Origin of the sequence: Vibrio maritimus, assembly GCF_021441885.1 — a bacterium.
Taxonomy (GTDB): domain Bacteria; phylum Pseudomonadota; class Gammaproteobacteria; order Enterobacterales; family Vibrionaceae; genus Vibrio; species Vibrio maritimus_B.
Genome location: NZ_CP090438.1, coordinates 1,632,257 through 1,648,976, shown reverse-complemented (window position 1 = coordinate 1,648,976; position 16,720 = coordinate 1,632,257). Strand labels below are relative to the sequence as shown.

Annotated in this window: 14 protein-coding genes and 1 riboswitch; of the genes, 4 read left to right on the top strand and 10 right to left on the bottom strand. The window is 46.6% G+C overall.

Features of this window, described 5'->3' with window-relative positions:
* Positions 1 to 93 precede the first annotated feature (93 nt).
* Positions 94 to 1,269 (top strand): formate-dependent phosphoribosylglycinamide formyltransferase, encoded by a 1,176-nt coding sequence (purT, locus tag LY387_RS07590; protein WP_234495938.1) that lies wholly within the window; start codon positions 94 to 96, stop codon positions 1,267 to 1,269.
* Positions 1,270 to 1,323: 54 nt separating this feature from the next.
* Here purT and LY387_RS07585 read toward each other — a convergent pair whose 3' ends face one another.
* Positions 1,324 to 1,680: a VOC family protein gene (locus LY387_RS07585; protein ID WP_234495937.1), complete on the bottom strand. Its 357-nt coding sequence runs from the start codon at positions 1,678 to 1,680 to the stop codon at positions 1,324 to 1,326.
* A gap of 190 nt (positions 1,681 to 1,870) precedes the next feature.
* On the opposite strand from LY387_RS07585, the gene LY387_RS07580 reads away from it, so the two are divergent.
* On the top strand, positions 1,871 to 2,923 hold the full coding sequence (locus LY387_RS07580; protein WP_234495936.1) for a DUF3080 family protein: 1,053 nt from the start codon (positions 1,871 to 1,873) through the stop codon (positions 2,921 to 2,923).
* A gap of 6 nt (positions 2,924 to 2,929) precedes the next feature.
* Here LY387_RS07580 and LY387_RS07575 read toward each other — a convergent pair whose 3' ends face one another.
* The 3 genes from LY387_RS07575 to LY387_RS07565 form a co-directional block, all read right to left on the bottom strand.
* A complete protein-coding gene (locus tag LY387_RS07575) occupies positions 2,930 to 3,793 on the bottom strand; it encodes a DNA ligase (RefSeq protein ID WP_234495935.1) in 864 nt (287 codons plus the stop codon).
* Between the two features lie 228 nt (positions 3,794 to 4,021).
* Complete coding sequence (locus tag LY387_RS07570) at positions 4,022 to 4,765, bottom strand: chromosome partitioning protein ParA (RefSeq protein ID WP_042472798.1); 744 nt, start codon at positions 4,763 to 4,765, stop codon at positions 4,022 to 4,024.
* Between the two features lie 25 nt (positions 4,766 to 4,790).
* Entirely contained in the window at positions 4,791 to 4,949 is a 159-nt protein-coding gene (locus LY387_RS07565; RefSeq protein ID WP_042472795.1) for a hypothetical protein, read from the bottom strand.
* Positions 4,950 to 5,335: 386 nt separating this feature from the next.
* Positions 5,336 to 5,447, top strand: a riboswitch (glycine riboswitch).
* A 150-nt stretch (positions 5,448 to 5,597) separates the two neighbouring features.
* On the opposite strand from LY387_RS07565, the gene LY387_RS07560 reads away from it, so the two are divergent.
* Positions 5,598 to 6,965 carry an alanine/glycine:cation symporter family protein gene (locus LY387_RS07560; RefSeq protein WP_128649702.1) on the top strand — a complete coding sequence of 456 codons (1,368 nt, stop codon included), beginning with the start codon at positions 5,598 to 5,600 and terminating at the stop codon, positions 6,963 to 6,965.
* A 237-nt stretch (positions 6,966 to 7,202) separates the two neighbouring features.
* On the opposite strand, the gene LY387_RS07555 is transcribed toward LY387_RS07560, so the two are convergent.
* Complete coding sequence (locus LY387_RS07555) at positions 7,203 to 8,744, bottom strand: bifunctional NUDIX hydrolase/phosphatase PAP2 family protein (protein ID WP_234495934.1); 1,542 nt, start codon at positions 8,742 to 8,744, stop codon at positions 7,203 to 7,205.
* Positions 8,745 to 8,757: 13 nt separating this feature from the next.
* Positions 8,758 to 9,249, bottom strand: coding sequence for a GNAT family N-acetyltransferase (locus tag LY387_RS07550; protein ID WP_234495933.1), 492 nt, complete (start codon positions 9,247 to 9,249; stop codon positions 8,758 to 8,760).
* Between the two features lie 162 nt (positions 9,250 to 9,411).
* Between LY387_RS07550 and LY387_RS07545 the strand changes: the two genes are divergently transcribed.
* Complete coding sequence (locus LY387_RS07545) at positions 9,412 to 9,762, top strand: hypothetical protein (protein ID WP_234495932.1); 351 nt, start codon at positions 9,412 to 9,414, stop codon at positions 9,760 to 9,762.
* Here LY387_RS07545 and LY387_RS07540 read toward each other — a convergent pair.
* The 4 genes from LY387_RS07540 to prpC are packed head-to-tail and all read right to left on the bottom strand — an operon-like array spanning position 9,759 to position 16,616.
* Positions 9,759 to 11,639, bottom strand: a complete 1,881-nt coding sequence (locus tag LY387_RS07540; RefSeq protein WP_234495931.1) for a propionyl-CoA synthetase — start codon at positions 11,637 to 11,639, stop codon at positions 9,759 to 9,761. The two genes, LY387_RS07545 and LY387_RS07540, sit on opposite strands and share 4 nt — an antisense overlap.
* A gap of 45 nt (positions 11,640 to 11,684) precedes the next feature.
* Positions 11,685 to 12,857 (bottom strand): 2-methylaconitate cis-trans isomerase PrpF, encoded by a 1,173-nt coding sequence (gene prpF / locus LY387_RS07535; protein ID WP_419153444.1) that lies wholly within the window; start codon positions 12,855 to 12,857, stop codon positions 11,685 to 11,687.
* Positions 12,858 to 12,870: 13 nt separating this feature from the next.
* The gene (acnD, locus tag LY387_RS07530; RefSeq protein WP_234495929.1) at positions 12,871 to 15,465 is read right to left on the bottom strand and encodes a Fe/S-dependent 2-methylisocitrate dehydratase AcnD; all 2,595 of its coding nucleotides are present in this window, start codon (positions 15,463 to 15,465) and stop codon (positions 12,871 to 12,873) included.
* 20 nt (positions 15,466 to 15,485) lie between these two features.
* Positions 15,486 to 16,616 carry a bifunctional 2-methylcitrate synthase/citrate synthase gene (prpC, locus tag LY387_RS07525; protein WP_234495928.1) on the bottom strand — a complete coding sequence of 377 codons (1,131 nt, stop codon included), beginning with the start codon at positions 16,614 to 16,616 and terminating at the stop codon, positions 15,486 to 15,488.
* Positions 16,617 to 16,720: the final 104 nt, after the last annotated feature.

The following is a 16,720-nucleotide window of genomic DNA, read 5'->3' as shown; positions in this document are numbered from 1 at the left end:
GGAATGGTAATTTCCCGCGCAAACGATTGCTTTCCTGGTTAATTCCAGTATGATCCACCGCAATTCTTCCTCATGAACGATCAAGGATATTATATGTTTGGTACTGCTACTCGTGAAAATGCTACGCGTGTATTACTGTTGGGCTCAGGTGAACTTGGTAAAGAAGTTGCCATCGAATGTCAGCGCCTCGGTCTCGAAGTCATTGCTTGTGACCGCTATGCAGATGCCCCTGCGATGCAAGTTGCTCACCGCAGCTATGTACTGGATATGCTCGACGGGGAAGCACTCGAAGCTATCATCGAAAAAGAGCAGCCTGCGTACGTCGTACCAGAAATCGAAGCCATCGCGACTGACAAGCTAGTTGAGCTTGAGAAAAAAGGCCTGAATGTCGTACCAACGGCTAATGCAACCAAGCTGACGATGAACCGAGAAGGTATCCGTCGCCTAGCAGCAGAAGAGCTGGGCCTTAATACATCACCTTACCAGTTCGCTGACAACTATGACGACTTTAAAGCGGCAGTTGCTCACGTTGGCGTACCTTGTGTTGTGAAACCTGTAATGAGTTCTTCTGGCAAGGGTCAAAGTGTCATCAAGACAGAGGCGGACATTGAGTCTGCATGGACTTATGCTCAAGAAGGTGGTCGTACAGGCGCAGGACGCGTCATCGTTGAAGGCTTTATCGACTTCGACTACGAAATCACCTTGCTTACCGTTCGAGCGGTTGATGGCGTTCATTTCTGTGCACCGGTAGGGCATCGTCAAGAAGACGGCGACTACCGCGAGTCATGGCAGCCACAAGTCATGTCTGAGAACGCTCGAAAAGCGGCAGAATACACAGCTGAGCAAGTCGTAAACGCGCTTGGTGGTTACGGTATCTTCGGTGTTGAACTGTTCGTTAAGGGCGATAAAGTTATCTTCAATGAAGTGTCTCCTCGCCCACACGACACGGGCTTGGTCACACTGATTTCTCAAGATATGTCTGAGTTTGCGCTTCACGTACGTGCGTTTACTGGTTTACCGGTAAATGGTATCACTCAATATGGTCCAGCTGCATCAGCAGTTATCTTGGGCCAAGGGACTTCAAACAACATTCGCTTTGAAGGCATTGAAGACGCAGTATCGCTGCCACAAACACAGATTCGTCTGTTTGGTAAGCCAGATATTGATGGTCGACGTCGCCTAGGTGTCATTTTGACAAAACGTAAATCTTTAGAGACCGCTATCGACGAAGCGGTAGAGTGTGCAAAGAAGGTAAAAGTCGTTTACTAACCTTCTAAACACTCAAAATGGCAAGGCTCTGGATTATCTCCAGAGCCTTTTTATTTATCGAGACTCCGACCAAACGGCGAATTCATTACCGCTTGGCTCACTAAAGTGGAAGCGGCACCCACCTGGAAAGTCAAAGATCTCTCTAACAATCACACCGCCGCTCTTTACGACCTTATCGTAGGTTGTTTCAATCGAAGGGCTGTAAAAGACCAATAGCGCGCCGCCTTTGCTTGCTTCAGAGCACATGTCTGCTTTGTAAAAACCGCCATTAAGCCCCTGATTAGAAAACGCGCTGTATTCATCGCCATAATCTTGAAAGTCCCATCCAAACGCATCGGTGAAAAACTGCTTTGTCTTTATTAGGTCTTGGGCTGCAAACTCTACATAGTCTAGTTTTACTTGATCGCTCATCACGGCTCCTCATTTCTTCATTCTGTTTATCATAGTAGCGGATATTCATTCTTGGGGTTGTGAGAGGCAATGCAGTTTGCCCAATGCTACAACTGAGTTATTCCACACCTGCTATGACCATAAATGCTCTATCCTTACGTACAAATCCTTGTAAAAACATGCAACTGCTGGAGTTCAATTAAAAACCATTATGAAACCTGAACGCGACTCTCTTTCAGCTAACATTATGACGCGCGCAAGCCTTTTGTTTGCACCGGTTATGCTCGCTGGTTGTTTCACCGATAGCCCATCAGCTAAGTTTGTTGACTATCAAGAGAGAATAGCGAATGTTCAAGAGAGTGACTTACTCCCTCCTCCCGAGTTGACTCTTGTCGAACTCCCATCGAAAAGAGAGCTCACTAAAGAGATACCTAGGACAACGCTTGGGCTTGTTGATAGCTACCAGCTTCGTAAATGTCAGCTGTTCGGACTTATTGCGGAGCGAAACTCCGTATTAGGTAAGGTGCAGGACCAGTTTCGGAATTTTGACTATCAATTAAAGCTCATTGATGGATTAGAACGATGCCTAACCTCGAACCAAATCGAATTAGAGCTCAAAACGAGCTTACAAGATATTTTGAGCGTTAAGTATCAGTACCTGCCGGACTATTTCTTCAACCTCGTTTATACAAGTGATGCTATGCGATCACAACTCAACGGGCATGATTGGTTAGTAGCCAATAAAGGGAGTACGGCGCTCCAAGTGCGCGAGTCTTTAACAGCGTTTAATCAAGTGGCTCAGTTCATTACGACAAGCGACCGGGCAACCATTGAGCGGCCTCCGTTGCTCACACCTTACCAAGAACAATTAGAGAAGAGTAATGTCATCGGTCGTCTCGCCTTTTCGTTAGAAGCGAGCGCACATTGGATGCGCACCATTACCAAACAGCTCAACACATATGATGACAAGATTATTTGTGGTAAGAACAGAGATACATCTCGATTTAAGTACCTTGTTAATGTTTTCAACAATGTGTTTGTCGAAGAAGTACAGCCGTATTTATCCTATGTTGACTCTGAGTATCAAGCTATCGCTCAGGAAACACAGTTCGTTTCCGCCTTGCTCTCTCAAAGCGATGCTAATGTCTATAGCCTTCACCAGCGACACCTTGAATTTAAGGAGACCAGTAGAGAGCACGTTAAATATTGGAAAGGGTTGTTTGAACGCTGCGGGCGCTCTCTGTCATCCATTCGAAATAACTAACTCCTACTACTCTTGCTCTCTAATGCGATGAAATCTGGCAAACCTCGGCACGCCATTATCAGTCCATCCATTGTGTTTGATAGTAACGATTTTACCAATCTCTGGAGGCTGCTTTCTCTCTTCATCGGTGAACCCTGTTCCTACGTATAATCGAACGCCACCCTTTATCTCAATAAGCAGTGCACCCATTACGCCACTAAATTTCCCCTTCCCCGGCCTATATCCGACAACAACGCCTTCGGTATCTTGAACCGTTTTGACTTTTATTAACGAACTATTTCTTCCAGGATGGTAGATCTCATGCCGCGCCTTTAACATCAGACCTTCAGCTTCATACTTAGTGACCTCCACAAGGAGCGATGCCAACTCTTTATGTGTGGCGATACGCTTTTGCTCGACACATTGGATGTGTGTGTATGGTAATGAATTACAGTAAGTTGTGAGATATTCATAACGCTGTTCAAAGGTACCCAAGTGACCCGGCACATCGAACAACATAAACGTAATGCCTTGCCACTGCTTATCGCTTGGTGTTTTATCCAGCACCGTCTTTTGAACTTGACTAAAGGCCCCTCTCCCAGCCCAAAGTTCTCCCTCTACCGATATGTTTGGTAAAGCTTGAATAAACCAGCTGGGCGCGTTCAATACTCGCCCTGAACGCGTTACCAGCTCTTTTCCCGTCCAGATTGCTCGCACTCCGTCTAACTTCTCACTGACGTAGTAGTTTTCTAAATCAACGTCTTGATCGTACTCCAGAGCGTTAGTCACACTTGGCGGCTTCGGTAGATATTCATGACCCTCTGCGTTTGCGGTGGCGGATATTGCCATGAGCGCAATAATGGTCGATACCCGGTTAAGTGTTATAGACACGGTTATCCCCTCTCTCTTCACGGTTATGACCAGTCTAGATCGAGAGATTTAGAGAAGTAGATATTGAGATGAGATCTTCGAGTTAGGAGAGAAGAAGATCCACAGAGTGACGTATCAGTTACATCTAGATTTGATGTAAATCGAGGTTATGTCAAACAACTCCTCTTTAAATCCAGTCTATCAACCTATTGATAGACTTAGCAAAAAGAGGAGTGTAAGGGACAATGCTTATTGAATACCAAGCTCTGTTTTAAGCGTTGCGATATGGTTAAGATCCATATTGTGAACCTTAAGCATTTGTTCGATTTGACTTAATGATGCCGTTGCAGAGTCGTATCGTTCGCAAGAGTCAGACTTAGCGTCCCAAGACGTCCCTTCAAGGTATAAGTCGCAGTCTTTTTTAAGTCTATCAAGGTTAGGAGTAATCTGGGCGCGCTCTTGTTCTAGCTTCGCGACCTCTGCCTTTAATTCAGCTTCACGTTTGAACAGCTCTTGGGACTGCTCAAACATAGAGCTTTGAATATCATTCTTACGAGCGAGCTGAGTATTCTTTTTCTCTTCTTTCACCAATTGCTTCTTTTGACTCGAGAGTTGGTTTGCAAGATCTGTTTTGTCCTGCTCTAGCTGAGCAATTTGTGAGTTTAACTCTTCGACTTGCTCTTGATGTTCAGCCACCTTCTCTTCTACAGCTTTTCGAAGCTTAAGCTGAGATTCAGACTCCGCCATCGATAGCTGCTCTGAAAGCGTTGCCTCATGGTTTTGAGTCTGTGTTAGGGTTTGCTGATAGCGCGTTTCAAGCTCGGTGTAGCGCTTTTGCCAATCATTCTGCGTAATCGATGCACCAATAAGCCCGCCAGTTGCAATACCAAGTACCGCGGCGATCCCTATGTACAGACGAGCTTTATTATCTTTTTGCTCGATCACGACTACTTCTTCGTTATCAACCTGTTGGTTTTCTGATTGCTTATCCACTTATACTCCTGGGAGCGAAATCTTTTTATCGAATCAATTCGGAAACAACGAGCGTTGCTGTGTATATCAGAAACGCTGACACGACGGTGATGACGACACCTTTCTGTACTTTCTCGTTAGTTCGATAACGAAATAGCATAAACGCCAATACCACAAGAAAAGCGATTGCTAGTAATCGAGTCATAGATACCTCCTTGCACTAAGGGTAATCCAGTAGGTAGGAAGGTACGTGTTCCAAAAATGCACTGTACAAATCACTACTCTACCCCATAACGACAGGTTTAAAGTCAGAAACACTTCAAATATACCAAATGGTTGACTTTGCTACCCTATTTACTCAAATAAAATTGTAAAATTATTCATGACATCGCCAATTAATTACGCTAGGATTGCCGTCACAGATTATCTAGTATCTAGATATTTGTTCCGATGAAGACTGCAGGAGAGTGGTAATTAACCAAAATTTAACGTTTGGTTAAAACTACCCGCCGAAGAAGTAAATCTTTCAGGTGCTTTATTCTGAGAAATCAGAGCTTATCAATTGATAAGGATAAAGTGAGGACTGTAGTTGGAGGAACCTCTGGAGAGAATCGCACTACTTTTGTAGATAGCGGTCGCCGAAGGAGCAAGCTCATTTCTAATGATGAGTGAAACTCTCAGGCAAAAGGACAGAGGAGAGAATAGCAACATTGAAAACATTAAATTCAGTATCTAGCTTTTTGCTAGGTTTAGCGACACGGATTAGTTACCGTCATTAGCGCATTGAGAATGCGTTTGTGACAAACTGCCCTTTCTCTCTTCTCCTTAAGTTTTGTTTTATTAAGGGGAAATCATGAACAATCTTCAATCTTTACTGCAAACCATCGACTCATTTGTTTGGGGTCCACCGCTGCTCATTTTGCTCGTCGGTACGGGTGTTTACTTTACTTTTAAGCTTGGACTTTTGCAGTTCCGCCATCTTCCAACTGCACTAAAGCTTGTTTTTACCAAAGACAAATCAGGGCATGGAGACGTTTCTAGCTTTGCAGCCTTATGTACTGCACTATCTGCGACCATAGGTACAGGTAATATCGTAGGTGTCGCCACAGCAATCAAACTTGGTGGTCCAGGTGCTTTATTCTGGATGTGGCTTGCCGCTTTGTTTGGAATGGCGACCAAATACGCAGAGTGCTTGTTAGCGGTGAAATACCGTAAAGTTGACGACAAAGGTCAGATGCTTGGCGGTCCAATGTATTACTTGCGTGATGGTGTTGGCTCTAAGTTCCTTGCAACTATGTTTGCAGTCTTCGCCCTAGGTGTCGCTTGCTTCGGTATCGGTACTTTCCCACAGGTCAATGCCATCCTTGATGCGAGTGAAATTTCATTTGGTGTTTCACGCGAACTTTCCGCTGCCGTTCTAACTCTGCTTGTTGCTTTTGTAACACTAGGAGGCATCAAATCCATTGCTAAAGTCGCGGGCAAAGTAGTACCGACTATGGCGGTGTTCTATGTGCTGGCGTGTTTAAGCGTCATTATCATGAACGCGGATAAACTTGCAGACGCGGTTCAGCTTGTTGTCGTTTCTGCCTTTACGAGCACAGCAGCAACAGGTGGCTTTGTTGGCGCAAGCATTATGCTCGCGATTCAATCTGGTATTGCACGCGGCGTATTCTCAAACGAGAGCGGTCTTGGTAGCGCTCCAATGGCTGCAGCTGCAGCGAAAACGGATAGCTGTGTACGTCAAGGCCTGATCTCGATGACAGGTACATTTATCGATACCATCATTATCTGTACGATGACAGGTCTCGCGTTGATCCTCACAGGTGCGTGGCAGAGTGAGTTTGCTGGTGCAGCCATGACTACACATGCATTTGCGACAGGTCTTAACGCAGAGTACTTCGGTCCTATGTTGGTATCGATTGGGCTTATCTTTTTCGCATTCACCACTATCTTGGGCTGGAACTACTATGGCGAGCGCTGTGTAGTATTCCTAATGGGTACCAAAGCAGTACTACCGTACAAGATCATCTTCGTCGGTCTTGTCGCATCAGGCGCTTTCTTACACCTAGATATGATTTGGCTAATTGCCGATATCGTTAATGGTCTCATGGCAGTACCAAACCTGATTGGTCTTGTGCTGTTGCGCGGAGTCGTCATTGAAGAGACTAAGCTTTACTTCGCAGCGAAGTCGAACACATCTAGTGTCGCTACCGCAGCGTAACGCTTAATACCTCTCCATTAAACGAAAAAGGTCTGCATCTGCAGACCTTTTTCGTATCTCGATTGTGGGCTAGATAAACATAATATCGGCGATGGTATCCATCGCTGCATCGACAGCACCATTGAGCTGCATGCCTAAACTAGAAAGAAAAGCAGAACACGCTGCGATCATCGCAATAATCATAATGAACTCCGTTAGTTGGACGCTACTATGTTAAGCCTCAACTCGCTCTACTAGTTACCTTTTTACGCCAGAAACGCTTTCTCTTTTTCTAAACAAAATCATCACGACCGCAGGCACAATAATCAGTACTGGGATAACGAGAACGTGCAAAAGCAGAGATCCGATCCCACTGTGTGATACCGCCGATTCTAACTGAAAATAGACCAACAACACGCCGAGAATAATAAACAATGACGTTAGTAATTCTCGCAAACACATCTTTGAGCGAGGTGAACAGACACTGCTCGCCAAAGCAAACAGCAGCATGCCGAGACACAGAGCTAACCAGCTTAAAAATGACGGGAAAGGCCAAATAAACACAAGAGCCACTGCTACCACCGTCAAAATGAACCATACCCTAGTGCGCGTAAATGTATAGTCTTCGCTCACAGCAAGGCTCAGTGCATGACGAATAAAGTGCCAGCCCACGAGTGAGCCAAGGAATGCGCCAGCCAACATGTCGGATAGAAACGCTCCGCCACTGATAAACTGGTAGAACACCAAAATGAAGCTAATTACGACGAATACAGTAATAAAAGCTGCTCGATAACGCGCTTGAATTTGGCTGATCACAATTGCAGAAATCGACACCCAGTTTGCGATAAGTAGATCTGGGAAGCTATAACCACTTCGCTCGGTATAATTGATTGACGGAAGATACGCATGAGGTACTGGGAACCCAAAGCCTTGTTTGGCTACCAGAATGAACAGAGAAGTTGCCGTAACCGCGAACATTAACTGAGCGGTAAAATGGCGTCCCCACAACCAAATAAACAGGGGTAAAAATGCAATCAAGAATAGCGGCTGAACAAGTACATACAGTATTCTTCCGCCAAAGATAACGACGTCTCGAACACTGTCGGATGCTTGAGCCATCATATCTTGAGCACTTGCTAACCAGCCTAGTTCTATTTGGTGAATCTGTGGTGCGGCATCAATGAGATTATCGACAAACTGCAGCGGTTGATTGGATGCATGGCTATACATCTCTTGCACTAATGGCCACTGACTAGGATAACGATATTCGCTAATCGGAACCGCTTTAGGCTGCACAAGAGAGGCACTTCGTACTTCTACGCCAAAATGTGGTGCAAAGTATATAGGAAGTTCGAGGCCATTAGTGTAGCTGCTCGCCTCGTAGGCAATAATCGCCGACTCAACATGACACTCGAAAAAGACCGCTTTGTCTGTTCTGCCAAGCTCTTGTCCCACATCGACTACAAGTCCAGCTTCTTCCCACGTCTCGCGCTGCGCAGTGAGTCTCGGGTCTTCGTTGTTTTCGATTGTGCCGCCAGGAAGTGACCATTTACCCGTAATAATTTCATGAACCAGTAAGATTCGATTATCGCTGCGTACAACACATAGCGACCCTCGAATTGAAGGATCGAGTGGTTTGAGTGCCGTGTCACTCTGATTTTGTATAGAGGCGGCAAGATCTTTCGACGCCACCTCTTGTGAGGTATTTGAATTAACCTTAGGTTGTGATGCAAAACTTAGGTTTGCAGTAAAAAGCGCAAGCAAGCACAAATAAAACCAATGGCTCAAAAACTGAGTCACAAACATTCCTAATTTATATTTTTTTTCTAAGACAGTGAATATGAGGGAAAAATCCCTGCTTCTTATACAGATTCAGCGCTGATTGGTTAAAGTCCCAAACTTCTACCATAATCTGGGTTGCTCCGAGCTGCTGTAACCTTGTTTCGGCTTCTGTTAGCAAGGCAGCTGCGACACCATGTTGACGCCACTTGGGCACGACATATAACTCATCAACATTCCCCACTAGACTCGGCTTGCTAATTGGAGATGTTAATTCACAAAATTGAGCCGTGACAAAGCCGACAATGATTTGATTATTATCGGAGGTAATCGTCGCTACCAGCACCAAGCACTCCGGTGAATCTAGGTAACGAGCAACACTCTTTTCTTCTTGGACTTCATTGGCAGACTTAAAGTCATCAGGGACTGCTTTATGGTGATGGTCGTGTAATTCGAACATCAGATCATTGAGCGTATAAAGGTCTTTTTCCGTCGCAGATCGAAGAGTAATGCTGTTGGAATCCATAGCCACACGCTCGAGTTAACTTGATTAATATGCCAGTCACAAATGTGCGCATAGTGTGAGGGTTTTGTCAGGGATGTGCAAATAAAAAAACCTAAGGATATCGTCTGAAAAAAACCTTGGGGAAAATATCACTATACTTAAAGAAAATTATAGGGGATTGTTATGAAGTTTCTGCGCTTTATGCCTTTGTCTTTATTGATTTTCGTCGCAACATTCGGAAGTGGTAGTGTTCATGCTGAACTCCCGCTAAAATGCCAACTGAATACTACTGCCGACCAGTTTTGGTTCTACCAAGAGCAATTGGTGTTTAAAAGCAGTCAGTTTGTCATTTTTCAAAACTTCAAAGGCAGAGTCGTAACACAAGTCGATCTGAAGACAGGTAAGTTTAGTCGTACCACTTATATCGGTGAACCATTCATTCCGAAATATCAGATGTTGTTTGGTACCTGCGAGGAACCGAACCATGTGCTCAAAATGTGGCACATGAGTTCGGTTGAGATGGACCAACGCTAGTTGGTATGTAGCGCTTTTTCTATTTCAGATAGACTCGCTGGATCATCGATTGTCGACGGTACGGTGTAGCTTTCACCATCGGCAATCTGCCTGATTACGCGGCGCAATATCTTACCTGAACGTGTTTTCGGTAACCTATCCACCACTAGAGCATGTTTAAAGCAAGCAACGGCACCGATTTCAGAACGAACTTTACCAACCAGTTCATTCTCGAGGTCATCACTATCTACTTTCACACCATCTTTAAGCACCACTAAACCAAGCGGAAGTTGCCCTTTGAGGTCGTCGTGCACACCCACCACCGCACACTCGGCAATTGCAGGGTGCCCACCGACAATTTCTTCCATTTCACCAGTCGATAGGCGATGCCCAGCCACGTTAATGACGTCGTCAACGCGCCCCATAATAAACAAATAACCTTGATCATCGAGGTAACCACCATCACCCGAAACGTAGTAGCCTTCAAATTGGCTAAGATATCCGGATTCAAATCGATCGTGGTTGCGCCACACCGTAGTTAAACAGCTCGGTGGCAATGGTCGCTTAAGCGAGACAAAGCCCTGTTGGTTCGGTCCAACTGGCTCCCCTAACTCGTTCAAGATCTCCACTTTAAAGCCCGGACTCGGTTTCGTTGAAGAACCTGCTTTTATTGGCATCGATTCAATACCAACAGGATTAGAAGAAATGGCCCAGCCTGTTTCCGTTTGCCACCAATGGTCAATAACCGGTTTTTGGGTGTGATGCTGAACCCATTCAAGCGTTGGAGGGTCGAGCCTTTCCCCCGCCATAAAGATACTTTCTAGAGTGCTTAGATCGTATTTATCTAACTCAGCACCTTCAGGGTCCTCTTTCTTGATGGCTCGAAATGCCGTTGGTGCTGAGAAAAGTACCTTAACCTTGTATTCTTCACACACTCGCCAAAAAGCGCCGGGATCCGGCGTTCGAACCGGCTTACCTTCAAACAGAATTGAAGTACAACCATGAATCAAGGGGGCGTAAACAATGTATGAGTGCCCTACTACCCAACCGACATCCGACGCTGCCCAAAACACACCATCAGTCGGCATATTGTAAATAGCACTCATGGAGTACTTCATAGCAACAGCGTGGCCACCGTTATCACGCACCACACCTTTCGGCTTACCTGTGGTGCCAGAAGTGTAGAGTATGTAAAGTGGATCGGTGGCCAACACGGGTACACAATCGTGTGGAAGTGCCTTTTGGTATTTGTCTCCCCAATCAAGATCGCGCTCCTGATTTAGCTCAGCAACACATTGAGGTCTTTGCAAGACAAACACTTTTTCTGGCTTCCATCGACTATCCATAATGGCTTGGTCGACAAGTGGCTTGTACGGCAGCACCTTATTAATTTCGATACCACAAGACGCCGTCATGATGACCTTCGGCTCCGCATCTTCGATTCGCACCGCGAGTTCGTTCGGAGCAAAGCCTCCAAACACAACAGAGTGGATAGCCCCCAGGCGTGCACATGCCAGCATCGCCATCGCCGCTTCTGGAATCATAGGCATGTATATAATAACGCGGTCACCTTTCACCACACCTTGAGCAGCAAGCATACCCGCTATTTTGGCGACCTTATCGCGCATTTCTTGGTAGCTATAGCTCTGTTTCGTCCCTGTGACCGGTGAATCATAAATGAGTGCAGTGTTATCACCTCGCCCCTGCTCACAGTGATAGTCAAGTGCTAGCCAAGACGTATTCATAACGCCATCGGGATACCAACGCTCGATACCGTTATCATCTTTCGCTAAGATCGTTTTTGGCGCTTCAAACCAATCAATTTTGCTTGCTTGGTGCTCCCAAAATGACTCAGGTTGCTGCTCTGCCCATTGATACTCTTTTTGGTATGCAGACATAATGCGTCCTCCAGTATGTCTCTAAATTAGTAAACGTCTTTTCACTCAAAACGTATCTGACGGTACACGAACCCAACCTTCCATAAGGATCCTTGCACTTCTGCTCATGATTGCTCTGTCTACTGACCAACTGTCATTAGACTTCGATGCCACAGCACCTACCTTAAGTGTCCCTGAGGGATGCCCAAACGTGACACCATCACGTACACCGCCACCAGCGGCGATATTAACCACCGTACCCTCGACAGCAGCAGCACAGGCAATGGCAACCGCCGCGGTACCCATCATGGCATGGTGTAATTTACCCATCGACATGGCTCTTACTAATAGGTCGACGTCGTCTACTTGGATAGGTTTATTACTTGAGGATGTGTAATTTTTCGGCTTAGACACAAACGCAATTTTTGGTGTATGTTGCCTTGTTGCCGCCTCCTCCAGTGAATCGATTAGCCCCATTTTCAACGCTCCATGAGCACGGATGGTTTCAAACTTTTTAAGCCAATCATCCGAACCATTGATATCTTCTTGTAGCTCTGTGCCTTTAAGACCCAACTCAGATGCATCAATGAAAATAGTTGGGATACCTGCACTTATCATGGTGGCATTAAACGTCCCAAGATCTGGCACATCTAGGTCATCGATTAAATTACCCGTCGGGAACATGGAACCTTCACTGCTACTAGGGTCGACAAACTCAACGGCAATTTCTGCTGCAGGAAATGTCACACCATCTAGCAAGAAATCACCAAGTTCTTGCACCTCACCATCAACCATAGGGACTTTCGCGACTATGGTCTTCTCGATGTTCGCCTGCCAGATTCTCACTTCGGCTAAACCGTTTTCCGGGAGCTTGTCTTTACTAATAAGACCGCTGTGTATCGCAAAAGGGCCTACTGCGGCGGATAGATTGCCGCAGTTACCGCTCCAATCAACAAAGGCTTTGTCTATTGCAACCTGCCCAAATAGATAGTCAATATCGTGACCCTCTTTACTGCTTTTTGAGACAATCACAGTTTTGCTAGTACTGGAGGTCGCGCCGCCCATGCCATCAATCTGTTTTGCATAAGGATCCGGACTACCAATGACGCGCATGAGTAGCTGGTCTCTCGCCTCTCCGGATACTTGCGCCTCTTCAGGTAAGTCCGATAGATTGAAGAATACCCCTTTGCTGGTGCCACCTCGCATGTAAGTTGCAGGAACTCTGATTTGTTTAGTCATCATTAAGTCCCTCCTATTTCGCGAGAAAGTCTTGCGCGAAACGCTGCAGTACGCCGCCAGATGAATACACCGCGACTTCATCTGCTGTATCAAGGCGACAAGTGACGGCGATGTCTAACTTCTCACCGTTAGATCTTGTAACCACCAGCGCTAAATCGCAGCCAGGGGCGATATCACCAACCACATCGTAGGTTTCAGTTCCGTCTAACCCTAGGGTGTTGCGATCCGTACCCTCTTTAAATTGCAGAGGGAGCACACCCATGCCGACTAGATTGGTGCGATGGATACGTTCAAAGCCTTCGGCGACTATCGCTTCTACGCCAGCCAGCCGTACACCTTTGGCAGCCCAATCTCTTGAGGAGCCCTGACCGTAGTCTGCGCCCGCAACAATGATGAGTGGTTGCTTGCGAGTCATATAGGTTTCTATCGCTTCCCACATCCGCGTCACTTTACCCTCAGGTTCAACACGAGCTAAAGAGCCTTGGACGGTCTCACCATTCTCACGCACCATTTCATTAAACAGTTTCGGGTTAGCGAACGTTGCTCGCTGCGCGGTCAAGTGATCACCTCGGTGAGTAGCATAAGAGTTATAGTCTTCCTCAGGCACCCCCATACTTGTGAGGTATTCACCCGCTGCACTGGACGCTAAGATAGCGTTAGATGGCGACAAATGGTCAGTGGTAATGTTATCTCCAAGAATGGCCAGCGGTCTCATGCCACTTAACGTTCTAGGCTTGGCAAGTGCCCCTTCCCAGTATGGTGGGCGGCGAATATAGGTGCTCTTTTCACGCCAGTCGTAAAGTGGGTTTGAGTTGGTTTGCTCATCATTAACCTTAAACATCTGTAAGTAGACTTGGTTAAACTGCTCAGGCTTAACGTGAGTATTCACAACAGCGTCAATCTCTTCATCGCTTGGCCAAATGTCATTGAGGTATATCGGCTTGCCAGATGCATCAAGACCTAGTGCATCGCGTTCGATGTCAAAGCGGATGGTGCCCGCAATGGCATAGGCCACAACCAAAGGTGGCGACGCTAAAAACGCTTGTTTTGCGTAAGGGTGAATGCGTCCGTCAAAGTTACGGTTGCCAGAGAGGACTGCCGTCGTATATAGGTCGTTATCTATGATTTCTTGCTGAATTTTCGGGTCCAACGCACCGCTCATACCATTACAAGTCGTACAGGCGTAAGCGACTATCCCGAAGCCTAGCTTCTCCAATTCAGGCAACAAGCCAGACTCTTGTAAGTAAAGTTTTGCCACCTTAGAGCCCGGAGCAAAGGACGATTTAACCCAAGGTTTGCGTAACAAGCCGAGCTGATTTGCCTTCTTCGCAATCAATCCGGCAGCGACAACGTTGCGGGGATTACTGGTATTCGTGCAAGACGTAATGGCTGCGATAATTACCGCGCCGTCTGGCATCTTATCATCTTGTTGCTGCCACTCGCCCGCGATGCCTTGTTGATTGAGCTGAGCGGTTGGCAATCGTCGATGAGGATTAGACGGACCAGCTAACGTGCGCTCTACCTTAGACAAATCAAACTCTAGGACTCGCTCATACTCAGCGTTTTCTAACTCATCAGCCCACAACCCAGTTTGCTTTGCGTATTGCTCGACAAGTTTAACTTGTTCGTCATCTCTACCCGTTAACTTCAGATAGTTAATAGTTTGCTCGTCGATATAGAACATACCCGCTGACGCGCCATACTCAGGCGTCATGTTAGAAATTGTTGCTCGGTCGCCAATCGTGAGCTGCTTAGTGCCTTCTCCAAAGAACTCTAAGTAACTGGAGACGACTTTCTGGGATCTCAAAAACTCTGTCAGGGCCAAAACGATATCGGTCGCCGTGATACCCGGTTGACGTTCGCCGGTGAGTTTTACCCCGACAATATCAGGCAAGCGCATCATTGAAGGTCTGCCCAACATCACGGTTTCAGCCTCTAGCCCGCCAACCCCAATTGCGATAACGCCAAGCGCGTCTACGTGAGGCGTATGGCTGTCGGTGCCGACACACGTATCTGGGTATGCGACCCCATTTTTGACCTGAACCACTGGAGAGAGCTTTTCTAAATTAATCTGGTGCATGATGCCGTTGCCCGCAGGAACGACACTCACGTTTTCAAACGCCGTTTTACACCACTCAATAAAGTGGAATCGATCTTCGTTTCGGCGCTCTTCAACCGCTCGGTTTTTCTCAAACGCATCGGGGTCAAAACCCGCGTGCTCGACCGCTAGCGAATGGTCTACGATTAGCTGTGTTTCAACCACTGGGTTGACGGCAGCTGGATCGCCTCCTTGACTTGCAATGGCATCGCGCAGGCCAGCTAAATCAACCAGTGCGGTTTGTCCTAAAATATCGTGACAAACGACTCGCGCAGGATACCAAGGAAAATCCTTGTCTCTTTTCCTATAGATGAGCTGAGACAAGCATGCCTCAAGCTCAGACGGTTCACAGCGATGAACCAAGTTTTCAGCAAGGACTTTCGCCGTGTAAGGCAGGCGTTCATAGGCGCCTGCTTCTATATCATTAACGGCAGCCTGGGCATCAAAGTAATCGAGTTGCGTACCAGGTAGCGGTTTTCGATATTGGTAATTTATAGTGTTTTTCGACATGCTCACATCCTCACACCGTGCTAGTCACGCGCCTCGATTGGTGTCCACTCTCTTGCTTCTGGACCATCATAGTCTGCACTCGGGCGAATGATTCGATTGTTCGCACGCTGCTCGTAAACATGTGCAGCCCAACCTGTGAGTCGACTCATCACGAAAATCGGCGTAAACAACTTAGTTGGGATATCCATGAAGTGATAAGCAGAAGCATGGAAGAAATCCGCGTTACAAAACAGTCCTTTTTCACGTTTCATCACGGCTTCTACGCGCACAGAAACGTCATACAGATAGGTATCGCCGACTTCTTGGGATAGTGCTTTTGACCAACGCTTAATCAGAGCATTTCGGGGATCGCTCTCACGGTAGATCGCGTGTCCGAATCCCATGATTTTGTCCTTGTTAGCAAGCATCTGCATGATGTTCGCTTCTGCTTCATCCGCGCTTCGCCAATCTTGAATCATATCCATAGCCGCTTCGTTTGCTCCTCCATGCAGAGGACCACGCAAAGTGCCAATAGCGGCAGTGATACAGGAGTGAATGTCAGACAAGGTTGATGCACAAACGCGTGCCGCGAATGTAGAGGCATTAAACTCATGCTCCGCATACAAGATCAGTGAGCAGTGCATCACCTTCTTGTGCGTTTCTGAAGGCGCTTTGTCAGTGAGCATTTTTAGGAAATAACCGCCGATACAATCTTCACTTTGGTCAGCGGTATCAATACGCACACCGTCATGACTAAAACGATACCAATAACAGATAATGGCAGGAAACAGCGCCAACATGCGCTCAGTTGCTTTCTCTTGGTCTGAGAAATCAAGCTCCTGCTCTAGATTACCCAACACGGAACAACCTGTTCGCATAACATCCATCGGATGCGCGTCAGCAGGAATTAACTCCAGTGCTTGTTTAAGCGGCTCAGGTAAGCCACGCAATCCGACTAGAATCGTCTTGTAATCGTCCAGTTCTTTTTGGTTGGGGAGATGTCCGCGCAATAGCAAGTGTGCAACCTCTTCAAACTGCGCGTTGTTGGCTAGATCGGTAATGTCGTAACCACGATAGGTTAACCCCGTTCCAGATTTACCCACAGTACACAGTGATGTCGTACCTGCACTTTGACCTCGTAGACCTGCTCCACCGATGGCTGAATTAGGCATGTTGAACTCCTTTTCCCGCGTTTGCCCTTCTTGGGTCTTTTAATGCGGTGTTTCGTTATTGGATTAAAAAGTAGGTTTAGATTATTTTTCTTGGACTTCCGACT